Source organism: Variovorax sp. Varisp36 (assembly GCF_047304235.1).
GTDB lineage: Bacteria > Pseudomonadota > Gammaproteobacteria > Burkholderiales > Burkholderiaceae_C > Variovorax.
On sequence record NZ_JBGLYU010000014.1, the window covers coordinates 87,910 to 107,748 of the forward strand.

A 19,839-nucleotide genomic window follows, 5' to 3' on the forward strand; every position below is an offset into this window, starting at 1 on the left:
AGGATGAACGGCGTTCGCCATTTCCTGCTCGCGCTGCAGTTCTTCACGCGCGTGCCGGTGACGGGGCCGCTGGCTGCGTGGGTCGGCTTCAGTCCGCAGATGCTGCGTTCGAGCGCGGCGCATCTGCCCGGCATCGGATGGCTGGCAGGTGGCGTGGCGGCGCTGGTGTTCGCGGGTGTGGGCATGGGGCTGCCGGGTGTCGCCGGTGCGCTGGCTGCTGCCGTGCTGAGCACCACCGCCACCGTGATGCTGACCGGCGCCTTTCATGAAGACGGTCTGGCCGACGTGGCCGATGGCCTGGGCGGTTCGGCCGACCGCGACCGGGCGCTGGAGATCATGAAGGACTCGCGCATCGGCGCCTTCGGTGCGCTGGCTCTGGCGCTGGCGCTGGGCCTGAAATGCGCGCTGCTCGCAATGCTGGCCGGGCACGGCCTGCAGGCGGTTGTTGTCGCCATCGTCGGCGCACATGTGCTGTCGCGGCTGACGCCGCTGTTCCTGATCCGGTGGTTGCCCTATGTGGGTGACAGCGGGGCGAGCAAGGCGAAGCCGCTGGCGGATGCGATCAGCGGTGGCGCGTTGCTGATCGCGGTGGTGTGGGCGCTGCCGGCGGTGGCACTGCTGCTGCATGCACACGACGTGGCGCACGTCTTGGCGGCCTTGCTTGCGGCCGTTGTTGCCGCAGGCTGGATGGCGCGTCTTTTCATGCGCCGGCTGCAGGGCTTCACCGGCGACGGCCTTGGCGCCACCCAGCAGGTCTGCGAGCTGGCGATCTACCTCGCACTGGCGTGGCGCGCATGAGCGACGCCGCCCGAAGGACGCTCTGGCTCCAGCGCCACGCGCCCGTGGTGGCCGAGCCCGGGCTGTGCTACGGCGCCACGGACCTCGAAGCCCATGCAGACGCCACGCTCGCTGCTGCGCAGCGCATCGCGCCTTTGCTTCCTGCGGCCATCAGCGTGCGCAGTTCGCCGCTGCGGCGATGTGCCGGGCTGGCCGATGCCATCGCCGCGTTGCGCCCCGATCTTCGGGTGCGGCACGACGCACGGCTGGCCGAGATGAACTTCGGCGCCTGGGAAGGGCGGCCGTGGTCTGCCATCGCACGCGAGGAATTCGACGCCTGGACCGGCAATTTCGCCGATGCGCCTGCCGGCGGCCATGGCGAAAGCGTGCGCGCATTTATGGAGCGCGTGGCCGCCGCACATGACGAATGGCTTGTGGACGAGGGTGATGCGCTGTGGATCACGCACGCCGGCGTGCTGCGGGCGGTAACGTTGCTGCAGCGCGGCACCCGCTGCCCTGGAGTCGCCGCCGACTGGCCTGATGGGGAACTGCCCTTCGGCGGTTGGCTGACTTTCGACAATTAGCTGCCGTCGGCCAGTGCCGATTGCGGCTCAGTTCTTCTGCCGCCACTGTTCGCGCCAGAGCCGCTCCAGCTGCGGCGCAAGTGCAGCCGGCGGCGTGCCCAGGAAGCGGTTGCTGCCGTTGCGCTGCACCAGGCCGTAGAGGCGGCCGGAGCCCTGGTCGTAGAGCGCGATCGCGTTGTTGTCGTAGCAGTCGTGCGGCTTGCAGAAGGCCTGCAGGAGGTAGCGCGTTCCCTCGACCGTCACCCATTGCGGCTCGGGCGCCGGACCTTCGCGGCGCACCAGCCAGCGGTCGTTCTCGCGCGTGCCCAAGGCGGCGCGCCAGGCCTTCTCCATGGCCGGGCCCCGCGCCAGCGCCGCCGGGCTGCCCGTGGGCGGGGGAGGCGCCTTGACGGCGGGCTCGACGGGCGGGGCCACGGCCCGCACCGCGCCGTTGCAGCGCCAGTAGCGCAGCTTCATCATGTCGGGGCCGAGTTGGCCGGCGACCGGCTTGTCGGCGTCCAGCGCGATGTACTGGCCGCGCGCTTCGCGGTAGACGAGGAAGGTCATTGCGCCGGACTTGCCCGGGCTGCTCATCAGCGCCACGTCGAAGCCCGCCGGCGGCGGGCGGTTGCCGAAGAAGCTGTGGGCGGTCTGCGGTTCGTTGCCGGTCACGCGGCGCTTGCCGCTTTCGGCGATCAGCATGTCCTGGCGCACCTGCAGCGTCGGTGCGGCCGCGTTGGCGCAGTTCGTCGACCAGCGGCCGCCGTAGATCGCCATGGCCTCGGGCGGCAGGCCGCCGCCCCGCTGCGACCATGCCGCGGCCGGAAGGAGGGCGGCGAGCAGCGTGGCGGCCAGCAGTGCCCGGGAGTCGTTCTTTCGTGTCGTCATTCGTCGTCGGTCTCAGGCCGTCTTCGGCATCGGTGTCTTTGGCTTGTAGGCGCAGAAAACGGCCACCGCGCACTCCCAGCAGCGCGGCTTGCGCGCCACGCAGATGTAGCGGCCATGCAGGATGAGCCAATGGTGCGCATGCAGCCGGTATTCGGGTGGGACGCGCTTCTCGAGTTTGAGTTCCACCTCCAGCGGCGTCTTGCCGGGCGCAAGCCCGGTGCGGTTGCCAACGCGGAAGATGTGCGTGTCGACCGCCATGGTCGGCTCGCCGAAGGCCACGTTGAGCACCACGTTCGCGGTCTTGCGGCCGACGCCCGGCAGCGCCTCCAGCTCGGCGCGGGTGCGCGGCACCTCGCCGCCGTGCAGCTCCACCAGCATGCGGCAGGCCTCGATCAGGTGCTTCGCCTTGCTGCGGTACAGCCCGATGGTCTTGATGTACTCCTCCAGCCCCTCGACACCCAGATCGAGAATGGCCTGCGGCGTATTCGCCACCGGATACAGCTTGCGCGTGGCCTTGTTCACGCCCACGTCGGTGGCTTGTGCCGACAGCAGCACGGCGGCCAGCAGCTCGAAGGGGGTTGTGTATTCGAGTTCAGTCTCGGGCTCGGGGTTGGCCGCCTGCAGGGTGGCGAAGAAGAGGGGGATGTCGTTTTTTTTCATGGGGCTTCGTGGGGGGGCGGCACGCGCAATATATCGTTGAAAGGCGATAGCCTTACGCAGCTTTATTGCCTGCCGCTTTCGCGACAATGGCACCCCAGAAAGTGAGACCGACCATGCAATTCGCCTCCCGCCTCGACAACGTCGAGACTTCCGCCATCCGCGAACTCTTCAAGCTGCTGGGCAAGCCCGGGATCATCAGCTTTGCGGGTGGCTTTCCCGACAGCGCCATGTTCGACGTCGAGGGCCTCAAGGAGGCGAGCCAGAAGGCGCTCTCCGAAGAACCCGGCGCTGCGCTGCAGTACGGCGCCACCGAAGGCTACGAGCCGCTGCGCAGCCAGCTCAGCGCCTTCATGAAGACCAAGGGCGTCGAGGTCGACCCCGGTGGCCTGATCGTCACCACCGGCAGCCAGCAGGCGCTCGACCTGCTGGGCAAGACCATGATCTCGCCCGGCGACAAGGTGATCGTCGAGGGCCCGACCTTCCTGGCCACCATCCAATGCTTCCGCCTCTACGGCGCGCAGCTCATCAGCGCTCCCATCGACGCCAACGGCGTGAAGACCGACGAGCTCGAGAAGCTCATCGCCGAGCACAAGCCCAAGTTCGTCTACCTGATCCCGACCTTCGGCAACCCCAGCGGCGCGATGCTGACGCTGGAGCGCCGCAAGAAGGTGCTCGAGCTGGCCGTGAAGTACCAGACGCTGATCGTCGAGGACGACCCCTATGGCGACCTCTATTTCGGCGAAGCACCTCCGCCCTCCATCCTGGCCCTGAGCAAAGACGTGCCGGGCAGCCGCGAGTTGCTGGCGCACTGCGGCAGCCTGAGCAAGGTGCTGAGCCCGGGCCTGCGCATCGGCTGGATGATCGCGCCGCCCGAGCTGCTGTCCAAGGCGACGATGTGCAAGCAGTTCAGCGACGCGCACACGAGCACGTTCTCGCAGGCCACGGCTGCGCAATACCTCAAGAGCGGCCGCATGCCGGCCACGCTGGCGCACGTGCGCGAGGTCTACGGCCAGCGTGCCCAGGCCATGGGCGCGGCGCTCAGGCGCGAGCTGGGCGATGCAGTGAGCTTCACCCAGCCCGACGGCGGCTTGTTCTTCTGGGCGCGCCTCACCGGCGCCAATGGCAAGCTGGCCGATGCGAACGAACTGGCGAAGCGAGCGATCGAGAAGCTCGTGGCCTTCGTGCCCGGCGCGCCGTTCTTCGCGGAGAAACCCGATGTGGCCACGCTGCGGCTGAGCTTTGCGACGGCCGACGTGGCGAAGATCGAAGAGGGCGTGAAGCGCCTCGGTCAGGCGCTGTAGTCGATCCGATCAGGGGGACCGGTGCAGCCGGGGCGCTGCAAGCAGGTCCAGGTTGTCTGAAATGGCCGCATCCACGTTCGGATAGCGGCCTTTCATTTTCGACAACGTCATGATGGTCTGCAGCGCCTTCAGGTCCTTGACCGATGGCGCGACCTTGATCTGCGCGATGGCTGCGGCGGGGTTGCCACCGTTGATCAATGCCATCACCTTGCTTGCCCAGTCGTTTGCGCGCGCCATGTCTTCACCTGCTTTCGTTCGAAGCGCCGACTGTACACAGCGCCGCGCCGATCACCGCCGGAACCGTCACGCCGTGCCTGCAAATCCTCCGAAGAAAGCGCGTGCGTTGGCTTCCAGGCTGTCGAGGTGATAGCCGCCTTCCTGGACGATCAGCGTAGGCAGCCCCAGCGCGCCTACGGCCTTGCCGAGACGGCCGAAACCCTCGGTCGTCACCGCGACCTGCGACTGGGGGTCGTCCTTGTAGATGTCGAACCCGAGGGCCAGGACCAGCGCGTCCGGCGCGAATCGTTGCAGCACGCCCGCCGCATCGCCGACGCGCTCGAAGAAGGCCGCTTCCGTCGCCCCGTGCGGCATCGGGAAATTGACGTTGTAGCCATCGCCGTCGCCGGCCCCGCGCTCGTCGTCGTAGCCGGCGACGGCAGGGTAGAAGTTGGTCGGGTCGCCGTGGATCGAGACATACAGCACGTCGCTGCGGTCGTAGAAGATTTCCTGCACCCCCTGGCCGTGGTGCATGTCGGTATCGAGGACCGCCACGCGAGCGAAGCGCCCGCGCAGCGCCTGGGCGGCGATGGCTGCGTTGTTGAGGTAGCAGAAGCCGCCAGCGGCATCGACGCGCGCATGGTGGCCGGGCGGGCGGCACAGTGCGTAGGTCGCAGGGGCGCCGTCGACGATGGCCGCCGCGCCGGCCACCGCGCTCTGGGCCGACCAGTACGCGGAGCGCCAGGTCTCGGCCCCGACCGGGCAGCTGCCGTCGGCAAGGTAGCGCGCCGCCTTGGCCAGCACGCCGCGCAGGCGGTTGGGCTCGCGCACGTAAACGTTCGACATCACCTCGTCGCCCCAGTCGGGCGGCATCTGCTTCCATTCGCCGTGCGCGTCCTCCAGAAAGCGCAGGTAGTCGGCACTGTGCACGGCGGCCAATGGCGCCATGCCGGCGTCGGCCGGCGTCCGGAGATCGAAGCCGAGCGATTGCACGGCGGCGACGAGCCGAAGTGCGCGGTCGGGAATTTCCTGCGGGGTGCGCATCTGTCCGCGCGACAGGTAGCTGCGCGGATGGTGCAGCAGCTGCTCTGGATGGAAGTAGGTCAGCATGGGCGATTCGGCATGGCCGCCGTGGAATTTGCTCGGCAGCCATGGTAGCGAGCAAGATCGGTGCCCATCGAGGGCATCGGATGGCGCGCGAATCGGCGGCATCCACATTGGTTACGATCACTCATGAGAAAAACCTTTCAGCTTCAGGTCGAGGGCAAGCACCCCGACCGTCTCCTCGAAGCCATCAAGCACGAGATCCGCAAGTACATCAAGCGCGAGCGGCGGCGCGAATTGCCCGAAGGCAGCGATTTCTGGGACTTCGATTGCAAGTTCGGCGCGGCCCAGGAATCCGCCGAAGTCATTCACCTTTCTGCCATCACGGGCCTCATCGACGGGGTGGTGAAGGAAGGCGGCAAGCAGTTCTACATCGAGATCCTGGCCAAGCCCGGCAAGCGCAAGCCGCGGCCTGAAGGCGAACAGGGCGCTGCCACCGATTCCGAAGAGGAATAACCGCCGTCAGGCCTGCGCCAGCGCCAGCCGCAGGCCGTACCGCTGCTCCGCATCCTGCAGCGAGCGCGCAATCGACGGGTGCAGCCGCACCCCGTTCCTGGCCTGCGCTTCCCGACGCTTCAAACCGCCTTCGCCCGGCAGCCGCACAGGCTTGGCCGGGTCGATGGGCACGTTGCCGCGACACTTCGCCGCCACATGGTCCATCTGGCGCAGGAAGGCATCCTTGCCGCCGAAGGCATTCAGGTCGTGCAGCGTGATGTGCACTGTCGCGCCCCAGCCCTCGGGCGGATCGGCCCGGCCGTGGCCCGCGAGGCCGGCCGTGAGCGTCTCGACCAGCAGCGCCATGCCGTAGCCCTTGTGGCCGTGGCTCAATCCGCCGACCGGCAGCAGCGTGCCAGGCGGCTGGTCGAACAGCACCTGCGGGTCGTTCGACGGCTTGCCGGCCGCGTCGATCAGCCATTCCTCGGCGAAGGTCTCGCCCGCTGCGCGCTTGCGGTTGCTCATGCCGTTGGTGGTGATGGAGGCCGAGATGTCGACCATCACGCCGCCTTGCGAGAGCGGAAAACCCATGGCCAGCGGATTCGGCGTGAACACGGCCTGCGTGCCGCCGAAGGGCGCGACGCTGGCGGCATTGGGGTCGGAGCAGGCCAGCAGCATCAGCATGTCTTCCTGCAGCGCGCGCAACATGTAGACGGCGAGGCAGGCGATGTGGTGGCTGCGGCGGATGACGAGCGAGGCGGTGCCGAGTTCGCGGGCACGCGGAATCAGCAGATCCATGCCCTGGTCCATGAGCCAGGGACCGGGCAGGCGCTTGCCGTCCCAGAGCACGGCGGCGGGGCGGTCGGACAGCACCTCGGGGGTGCCGTCGCGCGTCATGCCACCGGATTCCAGTTCCTTGATGTACCCGGCCAGCAGCGCGAGGCCGTGCGTGTCGTGTCCCAGCAGGTCGCCTTCGACGAGCGTGCGGGCGACGCTGTCGGCCATTGACGCGGCGAGCCCGGCTTTTTGCAGCAGGGCGCTCGCGTAGTCCTTGAGGGCTTCGGCGCGGTAGAGCGGGGCGGTGTCGGTCATGTCAGTGGTCCGTGTCTCGTTCGGGCGGTTGTTCTTTGGGGGGCTGTCGTTCAGGGCGCGTGCAAGGGCACCGGGTACGCTCCTGCGCGAATGTCCCCCGTCGGCATCATCGCCCCCAACCATGCCCCCAATCGCTCATCGCAGTATTTCGAGAAGGCGGTCCAGTCCGCCTTCGTTGATTGCAACCATTGCCTGTTCACGCACCTTGGGTTTCGCGTGATAGGCCACCGACAGGCCGGCTTCGCCCATCATCGGGAGGTCGTTCGCGCCGTCGCCCACGGCGATGGTTTCCTGCGGCGAGATGCCCATGAGCGAAGCCACCTCGAGCAGCGTCCTGCGCTTTTCGGCGCCGTCGCAGATGTCGCCCCAGCTCTGCGTGACGACCTCGCCGGTGAGCTTGTCATCGGCTTCGTCGAGCAGATTGGAGCGCGCGAAGTCGATGCCCAGCCGGTCCTTCACCCGGTTCGCGAAGAAGGTGAAGCCACCGGACACCAGCAGCACCTTGAGGCCGGCTTTCTTGCAGGCTGCTACCAGTTCGCTCGCGCCCGGGTTGAGCTTCAGCCGCTCGTCGTACACCTGCTGCAGCGCCTCGACCGGCACACCCTGCAACAGCGCCACGCGGCGGCGCAGGCTTTCCTTGAAGTCCTTGATCTCGCCGCGCATCGTGGCCTCGGTGATGGCGGCGACCTCGGCCTTCTTGCCGACGGCATCGGCGATCTCGTCGATGCATTCGATGTTGATCAGCGTCGAGTCCATGTCGAACGCGATCAGCTTGAAGTCGGCGAGCCGCAACGGCGGCTTCACGCGCTGGATGACGAGGCCGGGGGAGATTTCTTGGGTAGCGCTCATGCGGTGACGGTTTCCTTGACGAGGGGTTGGCCCAGGCTGCGCAGCACGTCGCGCACCATCTGGGCTCGCTCTTTCGGCTCTTTCAGCTCGCGCTCGATGCGCAGCTTCTCGTTGCCGGCGAGCTTGATGTGCTTGTTCTTCTGGATCAGCTGGATGATGGCCATGCCATCGACCGGCGCATCTTTCTTGAACGTGATGTTGATGATGCCCGGCGCCGCGTCGACCTTGACCACGCCGTAGGGCCGCGCCAGCACGCGCAGGCGGTGCGTGTCGATCAGCGTCTGTGCCTGCGGCGGCAGCTTGCCGAAGCGGTCGACGATTTCTTCGAGCAGCGTGTCGATCTGGTCGGGCGTCTTCGCGGTGGCCAGCTTCTTGTAGAACGACAGGCGCAGGTGCACGTCGCCGCAGTAGTCGTCGGGCAGCAGGGCGGGCGCGTGCAGGTTGATCTCGGTGGTGACCGACAGCGGCGCAAGCAGGTCGGGCTCTTGGCCGGCCTTGAGCGAGCGCACGGCCTCGCTGAGCATCTCGTTGTAGAGCTGGAAGCCGATTTCCATCATGTTGCCGCTCTGGTTTTCGCCGAGCACCTCGCCGGTGCCGCGAATCTCAAGGTCATGCATCGCAAGATAGAAGCCGGAGCCCAGCTCTTCCATCTGCTGGATGGCGTCGAGCCGCTGCGCCGCCTGCTTGGTCAGGCCCTCGGTGTCGGGCACCATGAGGTAGGCATAGGCTTGGTGGTGCGAGCGGCCGACGCGGCCGCGCAACTGGTGCAGCTGCGCCAGGCCGAACTTGTCGGCGCGGCTCATCACGATGGTGTTGGCGGTCGGCACGTCGATGCCGGTCTCGATGATGGTCGAGCACAGCAGCAGGTTGTAGCGCTGCGCCACGAAGTCGCGCATCACGCGCTCCAGCTCGCGCTCGGGCATCTGGCCATGGGCCACGGCGATGCGGGCCTCGGGCAATATTTCTTCCAGCTTCTGGCGCCGGTTCTCGATGGTCTCGACCTCGTTGTGCAGGAAGTAGACCTGCCCGCCGCGCTTGAGCTCGCGCAGCACGGCCTCGCGGATCACGCCCGTGCCTTCGTTGCGCACGAAGGTCTTGATGGCGAGGCGCCGTTGCGGTGCGGTTGCGATCACGCTGAGGTCGCGCAGGCCTTCGAGCGCCATGCCCAGCGTGCGCGGAATCGGCGTGGCCGTGAGCGTGAGCACGTCGACCTCGGCGCGCATGGCCTTCATCGCCTCCTTGTGGCGCACGCCGAAGCGGTGCTCCTCGTCGATGATGAGCAACCCCAGGTTCTTGAACTTGACCGACTGCGACAGCAGCTTGTGCGTGCCGACCACGATGTCGACCTGGCCCTCGGCCAGCCCCTTGGCGGCGGTGGTGATTTCCTTGGTCGAGCGGAAGCGGCTCATCTCGGCCACCTTCACGGGCCACTTGGCGAAGCGGTCGACCAGCGTCTGGTAATGCTGCTCCGCCAGCAGCGTGGTGGGCGCGAGGAACGCGACCTGCTTGCCGCCGGTGACGGCGATGAAGGCGGCGCGCAGCGCCACCTCGGTCTTGCCGAAGCCCACGTCGCCGCACACGAGGCGGTCCATGGGCTGGGGCGAGATCATGTCCTGCACCACGGCGTGGATAGCGGCCTTCTGGTCGGCGGTTTCCTGGAAGCCGAAGTCGTTGGCGAACACCTCGTAGTCGGCCGGCGAGTAGCGGAAAGCATGGCCTTCGCGCGCGGCGCGGCGAGCGTAGATGTTGAGCAGTTCGGCAGCGGAGTCGCGCACCTGCTCGGCGGCCTTGCGCTTGGCCTTTTCCCATTGGCCGGAGCCCAGCTTGTGCAGCGGGGCCTCGTCGGCGCTCACGCCGGTGTAGCGGCTGATCTGGTGCAGCTGCGACACGGGCACGTAGAGCGTGGCCTTGTCGGCGTACTCCAGGTGCAGCATTTCCTGCAGCAGCGGCTTGCCGTCGGGGCCGCTGCCCTGGCCCAGGTCCATGTGGATCAGGCCGCGGTAGCGGCCGATGCCGTGCGCGGTGTGGACCACCGGGTCGCCGACGTTGAGTTCCGACAGGTCCTTGATCAGCGCCTCGACGTCGCTGACCTGCTCCTGCTTCTTGTTGCGCCGGCGCGTGGTGGGCGCGGTGGCGAACAGTTCGGTCTCGGTGACGAGGTCGATCCCCTGCTCGCGCCAGGCGAAGCCCGAGGCCAGCGCGGCGGTGGCGATGCCGACCTTTTCGTCGGCAGAGGCTTCGAACTCGGCCAGCGAGTCGAAGGCCGGCGGGCTCACGCCGCTGGCGCGCAGGAAGTCGAGCAGGCTCTCGCGGCGGCCGTCGCTCTCGGCGATCAGCAGCACGCGGTGGGGCGTGGCCTTGATGTGGGCCTTGAGCCCGACCAGCGGGTCTTCCGCGCCGCGCACCACGGCGAAGGGCGGCAGCTTGTCGAATTCGGCGTAGGGCGCTTCCGTGGGCACGTCGCCGCGGATGGCGAGTTGCGCGTGCGGCTTGGCGCGCTGGTAGAACTGCTCGGCGTTCAGGAACAGCGCCTCGGGCGGCAGGGCGGGGCGCTCGGGGTCGCCACGCACCAGCCGGTAGCGTTCGTTCGTGTCCTGCCAGAAATGCTGGAACGCAGGTTCGAGGTCGCCGTGCAGCACCACCGTGGCGTCTGCGCCCAGGTAGTCGAACACCGTGGCCGTCTCGTCGAAGAACAGCGGCAGGTAGTACTCGATGCCGGCGGTGGCCACGCCGTTGCCCATGTCCTTGTAGATGCGGCTCTTGGTCGGGTCGCCCTCGAGCAGTTCGCGCCAGCGGCTGCGAAAGCGCGCTCGCGCGTCGTCGTCCATCGGGAATTCGCGGCCCGGCAGCAGGCGCACCTCGGGCACGGGGTAGAGGCTGCGCTGGGTGTCCGGGTCGAAGGTGCGGATCGTGTCGATCTCGTCGTCGAACAGGTCGACGCGAAACGGCACCGGCGAGCCCATGGGGAACAGGTCGATCAGGCCGCCGCGCACCGCGTATTCGCCGGGGCTGACCACCTGCGTCACGTGGGTGTAGCCGGCCAGCGTGAGCTGGGCCTTGAGCTTCGATTCCTCGAGCTTCTGCTTGGCCTTGAAGTGGAAGGTGTAGCCGGCCAGGAAGGCCGGGGGTGCGAGTCGGTAGAGGGCGGTGGTGGCGGGCACCAGCACCACGTCGGCCTCCTTCTGGCTGATGCGCCAGAGGGTGGCCAGGCGCTCGCTGATCAGGTCCTGGTGGGGCGAGAAGCTGTCGTAGGGCAGCGTCTCCCAGTCGGGGAACAAGGCGCATCGCAGGTCGGGCGCGAAGAAGGCGATTTCATCGATCAGGCGCTGCGCGTCGTTGGCGTCGGCCGTGAACATCGCCGTGGCGCGCCCGGCGGCTTTCTCGCGCATGGCCAGCTGCGCCAGCAGCAGTGCATCGGCCGACAACGGGGGACGCGGCAGCGTGAAACGCTTGCCCGCCGTGAGGTGGGGGAGGTCCATGGAACGCTTACTGGAAATGCACAACACCCCGCGCCGGTTGGCGAGGGGTGTGCGTAGCGGTCGATTCTAGAATGGCGGCCCTTTATTCGCTTGCTGGCCAGCGCCGGCGCCGGGCCCTCATGTCCTCTTCCCGACTTTTCGTGCTGATCCCATGCGCCGGCTCCGGCCATCGTGCGGGGCATGCGCAGTCCGCGCTGCCCAAGCAGTACCGACGCCTGGCCGGCCTGCCGATGGTGGCCCACACGCTGGAGGCCTTCCGCGCGCTGGCGGGGCGCTTCGCCGGGCTGGCGCTGGTGGTGTCGCCGGACGACCGCGACGTGGATGCGGTGCTGCCGCGCTTTCCCGCCGAAAACGAATACCTGCTGCGCGTGGGCGGCGTGACCCGCGCGGCCACGGTGCGCAACGGCCTGGTGGCACTGCGGCAGAAGGGCGCAGGCGCGCACGACTGGGTGCTGGTGCACGACGCGGCGCGCTGCCTCGTCACGTCGAGCCAGATCGAGGCGCTGATTGCGGCCTGCGAGCACGACGCTGTGGGCGGCCTGCTGGCGCACCGGCTGGCGGACACACTGAAGGCGTCGACGGCCGAGAGCCGAGTAGCCCAGACGCTGTCGCGCGCCGACAAGTGGCTGGCGCAGACGCCGCAGATGTTCCGCATCGGCATGCTGCTCGACGCGCTGGAGCGCACGGGCGACACCGTGACCGACGAGGCCAGCGCCATAGAGGCCATCGGCCTGTCGCCGCTGCTGGTGCAGGGTAGCGCGCAGAACTTCAAGGTGACGTTCCCCGAGGACTTCGCATTGGCCGAGGCGGTCCTGCAGGGCCGCAAGAAGGGCATTGCATGACGAGCGCCTTCAACATCCGTGTCGGCGAGGGCTGGGACATTCACCAGCTGGTGGCGGGGCGCAAGCTGATCCTGGGCGGTGTCGAGGTGCCGCACACCACCGGCCTGCTGGGGCATTCCGATGCCGACGTGCTGCTGCACGCCATCACCGACGCCCTGCTGGGTGGCGCGGGGCTCGGCGACATCGGCCGGCATTTTCCGGATACCGACGAGCAGTTCCGCGGTGCCGATTCGTCGGTGCTGCTGGCCGAGGCGGCGCGCCGGGTGCGCGCGGCGGGCTGGGAGATCGGCAACGTCGACAGCACCGTGATCGCGCAGGCGCCCAAACTCGCGCCTCACATTCCGCTCATGTGCCAGCGAATCGCCGGCACGCTCGGCATTGCGGTCGGCCAGGTGAACGTGAAAGCCAAGACGGCCGAGAAGCTCGGCCCGGTGGGCGAGGGCCGCGCGATGGAAGCCCGCGCGGCCGTACTTCTGCATCGCTGAGGCCTCCGCGGGCTCAGGCTGGCTTCCTGCCTCCCGGCAGCTCACCCGGCTTCGGCGCCGGCATCGCGCGCGGCATCCTGATGTGCGCCGCCAGGCCGCGGCCCGGCGTGCTGGTCAGCGCGAAGGTGCCACCCATGCGCTCGATGTTCTTCGCCACGATCGACAGGCCCAGGCCCGCGCCGGCTGCCGAGGTGCGCGCCGTGTCGCCGCGGAAGAAGGGCTTGGTCAGCTGCGAGAGCAGGGCGGGCTCGACGCCTGCGCCGTGGTCGCGCACCTTGATCAGCACCGCGTCGTTGTTGGCCTGTGCCTGGATCGTGACGTCGGCCACGCCTGTGGAGGGCGATTTGCCATAGCGCCGCGCGTTCTCCACCAGGTTGGAGATCACGCGCGTGAGTTCGACTTCATCGCCCATCACGCGCAGGTCGGACGGCACCTCGACCTTGATGTTCATCTCCTCGTAGTCCTGCACCGCATAGGTGCAGGCGTCGACCACGTCGCGCAGCAGCACCGGACGAGGATCGACATGGTCGGGCCGCGCGTAGTCGAGGAACTTGTCGATGATCGCGTCGAGCTGGGCGATGTCGGCCGCCATGTGGTCGCGCGCGTCCTCGTCGGCCACGCTCATCTCCGTTTCCAGCCGCAGCCGGGCCAGCGGCGTTCGCAGGTCATGCGAGATGCCGGCCAGCATGATGGCGCGGTCCTGCTCGATCTTGGCGAGCTGGTCCGCCATGCGGTTGAAGCCGATGTTGACGGCGCGGATCTCGTTGGTGCGGGCTCGTTCGTCGAGCCGGTGCGCCTCGTACTCGCCTTCGCGCACCTGCATGGTCGCGCGCGACAGCTGCTTGAGCGGCAGGTTGATGAGCCGCGTAATCAGCGCCGCGCCGGCCAGCGAGAGCGCCATCGCCGTGCTGAGCCAGACCAGCCAGGTACGCCCTCCCACGCGGCTGAAGCGCGTGGGGTCGAGCAGCAGCCAGTAGGTGTCGCTCTCGATGGTGAAGCCGATCCAGAGACCCGCCTCGTCGTTCACGCGGCTGGCCACCGTGGTGCCTTCACCGAGCTGATCAATCAGCTCCTCGGTCACGCGCAGGTCGAGCGCGCCGCTGGTGTAGGGCTGGAACCGGTCGTTGGGTTCGCGCGGCAGGATGCGCACGCCCTCCTGGTCGGCCAGCGTCTTGATGAGCGACACCCGGGTTATCGCGTCCGAATACACCAGCGCCGCGCGCGTGAGGTTCACGAGCGAGGCGATCTGGTGCGCGGTCTGGATGGCGCGCGGCTCATATTCGAGCGAGCGGAAGGTCTGCAGCCAGGCGACCGTGCAGCCGATGAGCAGCAGCGCCAGCAGAAAGAAGGTGCGCCAGAAAAGGCTGAACCCCAGCTTGAGGCCGGGGCGGCGGTCACGTTGCGCGCTCGCTTCGAGCGGGCTCGGCATCGTGACCTGCACGCCGTCCTCCTGGGCCGCGCCGGGTCTGGTGGGTTGGCCGACGGCCACCTGTCAACGGCGCGTCAGGCCGTGCCGTCCGGCACGAACACGTAGCCGACGCCCCAGACGGTCTGGATGTAGCGCGGCGCCGCGGCGTCGGACTCGACCAGCTTGCGCAGGCGCGAGATCTGCACGTCCAGGCTGCGGTCGAAGGGCTCGAACTCGCGCCCGCGCGCCAGCTGGGCCAGCTTTTCGCGCGACAGCGGTTGACGCGGATGGCGCACGAGCGCCTTCAGCATCGCGAACTCGCCGGTGGTCAGCGAGAGTTCTTCGCCATCCTTCTTCAGGGTGCGCGAGCCGAGGTCGAAGGCGAACGGGCCGAAAGTGACGGTCTCGTTCTCGGTAGAAGGGGCGCCCGGCGCCTCCAGCGGCGGACGGCGGCGCAGCACGGCGTGCACACGGGCCAGCAGTTCGCGCGGGTTGAAAGGCTTGCCGAGATAGTCGTCGGCGCCGACTTCGAGGCCGACGATGCGGTCCACGTCCTCGCCCTTGGCGGTGAGCATGATGATCGGGGTGCGGTCGTTGGCGGCCCGCAGTCGGCGGCAGACCGAGAGGCCGTCTTCGCCGGGCATCATCAGGTCGAGCACGATCAGGTCGACCGTGTCGCGCAACAGGATGCGGTTGAGCGCCTTGCCGTCCTCGGCCACGATCACTTCGAAACCTTCTTGCGTCAGGTAGCGGCGCAGGAGGTCGCGGATGCGGGCGTCGTCGTCGACGATCACGATCTTGTCGGTGCGAGCGGGAACTTGAGTCATTTCTACAACGATGAATTTGTAACAGGGCCGATTCTGAAGGCGTTAAGGCTCCGTTGAGCCGGATTTACTTATGGTTTGACACTAAGTTACAAAACTTGCGGACGCTCGCGGTCTGGTCATCCGACGTTAGCGGGGAGGTGGCAAAGTCCCATTTCCTGATGACTTGTGCTCAATGAGACGTCCATTTTTCGCCCTGCCGTTCATCCTCGTTTTCGCCTGCGGTTCGTCGCTGGCGATGTCCGGCGATTTCTTCAGGGTGGGCGAAGTGCGCCGCAGCGAAGTCCGGGACGCGGTGGCGGCCCATCGTGCCGCGCAGCGCGAGGAGGTCCGCCGCGAACAGGCGGCCGCGGGCAGGCGCCTGACCGCGGCCGAACTGTTCGAGCTGCGGCAGCAGGTTCGCGGCCAATGGACCCCGCCCGCGACGGGTGCTTTGCTCAATTCGGCAGAATCGCAGCCGGCCGAGCGGATCGTGCCGGTGCCGCCGCCCGCGGCCCGCCCGTCCTTGACCGCACCGCGCAGCCAGCGCCGCTGACGCGCGAGCCTGCGGGCGCAGGCTTGTCTTTCATACCAACTCAGGGGAGTACTTCGTCTTGAAGAAAACAATCAAATTGCTCGCGGCGTGCGCCGCCCTGGCCGCCGCCGGCACCGCACTGGCCCAGAACGCTGCGCCGGTACCGCAGAACGTGCTGCAGCTGGCGGCTTCCGGCACGGTCGAAGTGCAGCAGGACATGCTGAGCATGACGCTCGTGACCACCCGCGACGCCCCTGACGCGGCCGCCGTGCAGACGCAGCTGAAGGCCGCGCTCGACGCGGCCCTGGCCGAAGCAAAGAAGAATGCCCAGGCGGGCCAGCTCGACGTGCGCACCGGCAACTTCAGCCTGTCGCCGCGCTATTCCAAGGACGGCAAGATCAACGGTTGGCAGGGCTCGACCGAGCTGGTGCTCGAGGGACGCGACTTCCCGCGCATCACCCAGACGGCCGGCCGCATCACGACGCTCAGCGTGGGCAACGTGGGCTTCGGCTTGAGCCGCGAGCAGCGCGCCAAGACCGAAACCGAGGCGCAGAACATCGCCATCGAGAACTTCAAGCAGAAGGCCGGCGAGCTGGCCAAGGGCTTCGGCTTCAGCGGCTACACGCTGCGCGAGGTATCGGTGAACGCGAACGACGGTGGCCCGATCCGCCCGCGCATGATGGCGGTGCAGGCCAAGTCGTTCTCGTCCGACTCGACGGTCCCGGTCGAAGCCGGCAAGACCAGCGTCGTGGTGAGCGTGTCGGGCTCGGTGCAGCTCAAGTAAGGGGCGCGCGTACCGGCAGGCTACCCTTTATTGGGCAGTCCAGCCGCCGTCCATGGCCCAGGCGACGCCTCGGACCTGATCGGCCGCCGGCGAGCACAGGAAGACGGCCAGGCCGCCCAACTGCTCGACGGTGGTGAACTGCAGCGATGGCTGCTTTTCGCCCAGCAGCTCGTTCTGCGCCTGCGCCGCCGTGATGCCTTCGCGCGCCGCGCGGTCGTCGATCTGCTTTTGCACCAGCTGGGTCAGCACCCAGCCGGGGCAGATTGCATTGGCAGTGACGCCGGTGGTCGCGGTTTCGAGCGCGACCGACTTGGTCAGGCCGACGATGCCGTGCTTGGCGGCCACATAGGCCGATTTCTGCGCGGATGCCACGAGGCCATGGGCCGACGCGATATTGATGACGCGGCCCCAGTTGGCTTCGCGCATCGCGGGAATCGCCAGCCGCGTCGTATGGAATGCGCTGGTGAGATTGATGGCGATGATCGCATCCCAGCGTTCGGTGGGAAAGTCTTCGACCTTGGCCACATGCTGGATGCCCGCGTTGTTCACGAGGATGTCGACGCGGCCGAACTTCGACGCGGCGAACTTCATCATGTCTTCGATCTGGTCGGGTTTGCTCATGTCTGCGCCGTGGTACTCGGCGCGTACGCCGAGCGCCTCGATCTGGGTCTTGGGGGCTTCGGCGTCGCCGAAGCCGTTGAGCACGATGTGCGCGCCCTGCTGGGCGAGAGCCTTGGCGATGGCGAGGCCAATGCCGCTGGTGGACCCCGTGACAAGCGCGGTTTTGCCTTTGAGCATGAAGATCAATCTCCGGATGAATTAGGAGCGAACTGCACGTGTTAGGCGCTTCACCATCCGTTCTTTGCACGCGCTGTTGCGCTCAGACTCGAGCGCTGCAACCACGATCCATCGGTCAGGGTCTTGGCCTAGTTCTTCGGCCAGGGCGCCTGCGATTGCGGGACTGAGGTGGCCGCGCGTTTTGGCTGTGTGCAACGTCTGACGCGCTAGCTTCAGTTTGGCGGTCCAGAACGGCGCGGGATGCAGGCTGAAGGCTTGCTCCAGCAGATTCATGGTCGTTTGCATTAGGGGTTCTCCTGTGTGGCGGGATGGCTACAAGGTGCAGTCATCTTACGAAAGTGCTTGACTGCAAGGTGCAGTCATACCTAGATTCGGCTCCCGTGACTGCAACCTGCAGTCACACACTTTACAGGAGCCACCATGATCAAAGTTCAAGTAACCAGCACCACCGTCCGCCGCATGCAGGGCACCGCGAAAGCCAGCGGCAAGCCCTACGACATGTCGTTCCAAGACGTCTGGATGTTCCTCTCCGACCGTGAAGGTCATCCCGACCCCCATCCCACCAAGGTGGAAGTGAATCTCCCGAAGGACAAGGACGGCGCGGCGCTGTTCTACGCTCCCGGTGAGTACCTCCTGCACCCCTCCAGCATCTACGTCGATTCCAAGGGCCGTCTCTCGGTGGCTCCGAGGCTCGTGCGCGCTACGGCGCCTGCCCCGAAGTCGGCTAGCTGAAGGGGTGCACCATGCATTCGCGTGAAGCGATGCAGGCCGCGCACCTCGCCACGTTGGAAGGTGCGCTGCTCGCTCTCCTGCGTGCTGCTCAGGAAGACGGCTTGGACGCGATCAGCGTCGAGGCATCCGCTGATGATGGTCAGGTCGTGATCGACGTGACTTACAGCGCCGCTGGTGTGCCGCTCTCGGGTGAGTCGCTGTGAGCGCCTACGCCCGCAACTTCCTCCGCCTTCGCTACTGGCTCGAAGGCCTCGACGGCGGCGAAGCGCGTTCGCTGTCGCCCTATGAACAACGCCTGTGGGACTCGCTCCGCGCGCAGGCATCGCACTTGGTTGAAGGATGACGCCCGTGGCAGCGCTGTTCGTGCGCAAGACCAACCACTACGCCGCCCTCGGCGTGGACTGCTACGACTTCGAGCGCAACGCGCTCACCTGGCCGGGTGGTTGCCCTGGCGTCTTCCATCCCCCGTGCCGCTCGTGGGGCAAGCTCTCTCACTTCGCGAAGCCGCGTGACGGTGAGCGCGAGCTGGCTTTGTGGGCGATGGAGAAGGTTCGCGAGAACGGCGGGGTGCTGGAGCACCCCAGCACCTCGAAGCTCTGGCGCGAGACGGGATGCCTCGGCTTCGGCATGCGTGATTCTCACGGCGGCGTTCTCGTGCCGGTGCTGCAGAGCTGGTGGGGCCATCGTGCTCCGAAAGCGACCTCGCTCTACATCGTCGGCCCTGTGCCGGAGGTTCCGTACGTGGAGAACGCGCCGACGTTTACCACCGTCGAGCGAATGGGTCGTCCGGAGCGGGAACGCACGCCAGCTCCGTTCGCTGCGTGGTTGGTCGAGGTCGCGAGGAACTGCGCATGACCATGCACTACGCCTCGCACGTTGACCTGGCTGCTGCTCGCATGGTCCGCTCGCCCGAGTGGATCGCCGCTCGCGATGCGAACCTGGCTGCGGTTCTTGAGCGTTCGGCGCGTGCTCCGGAAGCGCGCGCAGCGCGCGGGCTTGTCTCAGAATCAACAAGTGGTTTTGCCTTGAAGCCTTCCCTTCCGACGGTGATGGTTTGGGCAGAGCACTGCATTCAGATCGACCGCGCGCAAGCGCGAGTCAACCGCCTGCGCAAGGCCGTGGGCGTTGGCGCGAAGTGCCTCCTGAACCTCGGCGACGGCGTTGGTGACAACAACGTGATGGTGACCCTCACCTATCGCGGAACGAATGAGGACTGGCGTCCGCGCCACATCTCCGATTACCTGCGCAAGGTCCGCGCGTGGTTCAAGGACCGTTGCCCCGGCCAGCGCTTGAAGTACGTGTGGGTCGGTGAACTGCAGGACGGCAAGCGCCGCGAGGACGGCCAAGGCCGTGGCGTCATCCACTACCACGCGATCTTCTTTCTCCCCCCTGGCGTCTCGATGCCCATGGCCGACAAGCGCGGTTGGTGGACGCACGGTTTCACCAACACCGAGAAGGGCCGCGCACCCGTGGCCTACCTCATGAGCTACGCCAAGAAGGCGGACAGCAAGAACGTAGGAGGGTTCCCCCGTGGAGCACGCATTCACGGCGTCGGAGGGCTTTGCTCTGTTGGCGCTGCTATTCGTCGCTGGGCTCTTTGGCCTGCGTATGTGCAGGGCAACGCTTCGATCGCCGACCGCTTCAGACCTGCGAAGGGAGGCGGCTATCGCAATGACCAGACCGGAGAGCTTCTGCTCTCTGAGTTCGCACCAACAGGCGGCGGTTTTCAGAGCTTTATCCGAGTGCGGACCACCCCGCGCCGCATCGAGGCCGCTGGCCCGTTCTGCTGGATCACCGAACACACGAACACACCCGACGCCGGTCCGGGTGCGTACCTCCATTAACGACCGGCACACAAGGAGTTGAAATTGAACAAGCAAACCGCAATCCGCCTGGCCTCGATTCCCGCCGTCCTGGCTGCAACGGCAGGCACCGCGCTCGCCGCGCTGCCCGAGAACGTCACCACCGAGGCCAACACCTACAAGACCGATGCGCTCGCCGCCCTGGCGCTGATCATCGGCGCGGGTGTCGCCATCTGGGGCCTGCGCAAGCTGGGCCAGAAGCTCGGCTGGCTGTAAGCCGAAGGGG

At 67.3% G+C, this 19,839-nt stretch carries 25 protein-coding genes; 14 read left to right on the top strand and 11 right to left on the bottom strand.

All coding sequences use genetic code 11. The annotated features are described in order from the left end of the window. Window positions 1-3: 3 nt before the first annotated feature. Together ACCD11_RS11220 and ACCD11_RS11225 are read left to right on the top strand one after the other, a co-directional pair. Window positions 4-798, top strand: coding sequence for an adenosylcobinamide-GDP ribazoletransferase (locus ACCD11_RS11220; protein ID WP_413313899.1), 795 nt, complete (start codon window positions 4-6; stop codon window positions 796-798). After that, window positions 795-1,361, top strand: coding sequence for a histidine phosphatase family protein (locus ACCD11_RS11225; RefSeq protein ID WP_413313900.1), 567 nt, complete (start codon window positions 795-797; stop codon window positions 1,359-1,361). The genes ACCD11_RS11220 and ACCD11_RS11225 overlap by 4 nt, the downstream gene beginning before the upstream one ends. Before the next feature lie 27 nt (window positions 1,362-1,388). On the opposite strand, the gene ACCD11_RS11230 is transcribed toward ACCD11_RS11225, so the two are convergent. Both ACCD11_RS11230 and nth read right to left on the bottom strand, forming a co-directional pair. Next, the gene (locus tag ACCD11_RS11230) at window positions 1,389-2,228 is read right to left on the bottom strand and encodes an Ivy family c-type lysozyme inhibitor (RefSeq protein ID WP_413313901.1); all 840 of its coding nucleotides are present in this window, start codon (window positions 2,226-2,228) and stop codon (window positions 1,389-1,391) included. Window positions 2,229-2,240: 12 nt separating this feature from the next. Then, the gene (nth, locus tag ACCD11_RS11235) at window positions 2,241-2,888 is read right to left on the bottom strand and encodes an endonuclease III (RefSeq protein ID WP_413313902.1); all 648 of its coding nucleotides are present in this window, start codon (window positions 2,886-2,888) and stop codon (window positions 2,241-2,243) included. 113 nt (window positions 2,889-3,001) lie between these two features. On the opposite strand from nth, the gene ACCD11_RS11240 reads away from it, so the two are divergent. Further along, a complete protein-coding gene (locus tag ACCD11_RS11240) occupies window positions 3,002-4,189 on the top strand; it encodes a PLP-dependent aminotransferase family protein (protein WP_413313903.1) in 1,188 nt (395 codons plus the stop codon). 9 nt (window positions 4,190-4,198) lie between these two features. On the opposite strand, the gene ACCD11_RS11245 is transcribed toward ACCD11_RS11240, so the two are convergent. Together ACCD11_RS11245 and ACCD11_RS11250 are read right to left on the bottom strand one after the other, a co-directional pair. Beyond that, complete coding sequence (locus tag ACCD11_RS11245; protein WP_007837035.1) at window positions 4,199-4,426, bottom strand: hypothetical protein; 228 nt, start codon at window positions 4,424-4,426, stop codon at window positions 4,199-4,201. A gap of 66 nt (window positions 4,427-4,492) precedes the next feature. Next, a complete protein-coding gene (locus ACCD11_RS11250; protein WP_413313904.1) occupies window positions 4,493-5,515 on the bottom strand; it encodes a histone deacetylase family protein in 1,023 nt (340 codons plus the stop codon). 123 nt (window positions 5,516-5,638) lie between these two features. On the opposite strand from ACCD11_RS11250, the gene ACCD11_RS11255 reads away from it, so the two are divergent. After that, complete coding sequence (locus ACCD11_RS11255; protein ID WP_007837030.1) at window positions 5,639-5,965, top strand: DUF6172 family protein; 327 nt, start codon at window positions 5,639-5,641, stop codon at window positions 5,963-5,965. A gap of 6 nt (window positions 5,966-5,971) precedes the next feature. Here the strand turns inward: ACCD11_RS11255 and ACCD11_RS11260 are convergent, their stop codons facing one another. The 3 genes from ACCD11_RS11260 to mfd form a co-directional block, all read right to left on the bottom strand. Next, the gene (locus ACCD11_RS11260) at window positions 5,972-7,036 is read right to left on the bottom strand and encodes an Ldh family oxidoreductase (protein WP_413313905.1); all 1,065 of its coding nucleotides are present in this window, start codon (window positions 7,034-7,036) and stop codon (window positions 5,972-5,974) included. 135 nt (window positions 7,037-7,171) lie between these two features. Beyond that, on the bottom strand, window positions 7,172-7,885 hold the full coding sequence (gene serB / locus ACCD11_RS11265; RefSeq protein WP_413313906.1) for a phosphoserine phosphatase SerB: 714 nt from the start codon (window positions 7,883-7,885) through the stop codon (window positions 7,172-7,174). Then, entirely contained in the window at window positions 7,882-11,364 is a 3,483-nt protein-coding gene (gene mfd / locus ACCD11_RS11270; protein WP_413313907.1) for a transcription-repair coupling factor, read from the bottom strand. The genes serB and mfd overlap by 4 nt, the downstream gene beginning before the upstream one ends. A 119-nt stretch (window positions 11,365-11,483) precedes the next feature. Between mfd and ispD the strand changes: the two genes are divergently transcribed. Beyond that, the gene (gene ispD, locus ACCD11_RS11275; protein WP_007837023.1) at window positions 11,484-12,206 is read left to right on the top strand and encodes a 2-C-methyl-D-erythritol 4-phosphate cytidylyltransferase; all 723 of its coding nucleotides are present in this window, start codon (window positions 11,484-11,486) and stop codon (window positions 12,204-12,206) included. Then, window positions 12,203-12,691 (top strand): 2-C-methyl-D-erythritol 2,4-cyclodiphosphate synthase, encoded by a 489-nt coding sequence (gene ispF / locus ACCD11_RS11280; protein ID WP_413313908.1) that lies wholly within the window; start codon window positions 12,203-12,205, stop codon window positions 12,689-12,691. Before ispD ends, ispF begins: the two co-directional genes overlap by 4 nt. Before the next feature lie 13 nt (window positions 12,692-12,704). Here the strand turns inward: ispF and ACCD11_RS11285 are convergent, their stop codons facing one another. After that, window positions 12,705-14,120, bottom strand: a complete 1,416-nt coding sequence (locus tag ACCD11_RS11285) for a sensor histidine kinase (protein WP_042674038.1) — start codon at window positions 14,118-14,120, stop codon at window positions 12,705-12,707. 74 nt (window positions 14,121-14,194) lie between these two features. Next, window positions 14,195-14,926, bottom strand: a complete 732-nt coding sequence (ompR, locus tag ACCD11_RS11290; RefSeq protein ID WP_007837017.1) for a two-component system response regulator OmpR — start codon at window positions 14,924-14,926, stop codon at window positions 14,195-14,197. A 172-nt stretch (window positions 14,927-15,098) separates the two neighbouring features. Here ompR and ACCD11_RS11295 point away from each other — a divergent pair, with 172 nt between their 5' ends. After that, the gene (locus ACCD11_RS11295; protein ID WP_413313909.1) at window positions 15,099-15,458 is read left to right on the top strand and encodes a hypothetical protein; all 360 of its coding nucleotides are present in this window, start codon (window positions 15,099-15,101) and stop codon (window positions 15,456-15,458) included. Between the two features lie 58 nt (window positions 15,459-15,516). Further along, window positions 15,517-16,221, top strand: coding sequence for an SIMPL domain-containing protein (locus ACCD11_RS11300; RefSeq protein WP_413313910.1), 705 nt, complete (start codon window positions 15,517-15,519; stop codon window positions 16,219-16,221). 27 nt (window positions 16,222-16,248) lie between these two features. Here the strand turns inward: ACCD11_RS11300 and ACCD11_RS11305 are convergent, their stop codons facing one another. Continuing rightward, complete coding sequence (locus ACCD11_RS11305) at window positions 16,249-17,019, bottom strand: 3-hydroxybutyrate dehydrogenase (protein ID WP_413313911.1); 771 nt, start codon at window positions 17,017-17,019, stop codon at window positions 16,249-16,251. Between the two features lie 21 nt (window positions 17,020-17,040). After that, entirely contained in the window at window positions 17,041-17,304 is a 264-nt protein-coding gene (locus ACCD11_RS11310) for a hypothetical protein (RefSeq protein ID WP_413313912.1), read from the bottom strand. A 135-nt stretch (window positions 17,305-17,439) separates the two neighbouring features. On the opposite strand from ACCD11_RS11310, the gene ACCD11_RS11315 reads away from it, so the two are divergent. From ACCD11_RS11315 to ACCD11_RS11340, 6 genes are read left to right on the top strand one after another with little or no spacing between them, the layout of a single operon-like run. Beyond that, on the top strand, window positions 17,440-17,751 hold the full coding sequence (locus tag ACCD11_RS11315) for a single-stranded DNA-binding protein (protein WP_413313913.1): 312 nt from the start codon (window positions 17,440-17,442) through the stop codon (window positions 17,749-17,751). Between the two features lie 11 nt (window positions 17,752-17,762). Next, window positions 17,763-17,954 (top strand): hypothetical protein, encoded by a 192-nt coding sequence (locus tag ACCD11_RS11320; protein WP_395317276.1) that lies wholly within the window; start codon window positions 17,763-17,765, stop codon window positions 17,952-17,954. After that, window positions 17,951-18,094 carry a hypothetical protein gene (locus ACCD11_RS11325; protein WP_413313914.1) on the top strand — a complete coding sequence of 48 codons (144 nt, stop codon included), beginning with the start codon at window positions 17,951-17,953 and terminating at the stop codon, window positions 18,092-18,094. Before ACCD11_RS11320 ends, ACCD11_RS11325 begins: the two co-directional genes overlap by 4 nt. Next, on the top strand, window positions 18,091-18,606 hold the full coding sequence (locus ACCD11_RS11330; protein WP_413313915.1) for a hypothetical protein: 516 nt from the start codon (window positions 18,091-18,093) through the stop codon (window positions 18,604-18,606). Before ACCD11_RS11325 ends, ACCD11_RS11330 begins: the two co-directional genes overlap by 4 nt. Next, window positions 18,603-19,595 carry a hypothetical protein gene (locus ACCD11_RS11335; protein WP_413313916.1) on the top strand — a complete coding sequence of 331 codons (993 nt, stop codon included), beginning with the start codon at window positions 18,603-18,605 and terminating at the stop codon, window positions 19,593-19,595. Before ACCD11_RS11330 ends, ACCD11_RS11335 begins: the two co-directional genes overlap by 4 nt. 24 nt (window positions 19,596-19,619) lie before the next feature. After that, window positions 19,620-19,829 (top strand): hypothetical protein, encoded by a 210-nt coding sequence (locus ACCD11_RS11340; protein WP_413313918.1) that lies wholly within the window; start codon window positions 19,620-19,622, stop codon window positions 19,827-19,829. Window positions 19,830-19,839 lie beyond the last annotated feature (10 nt).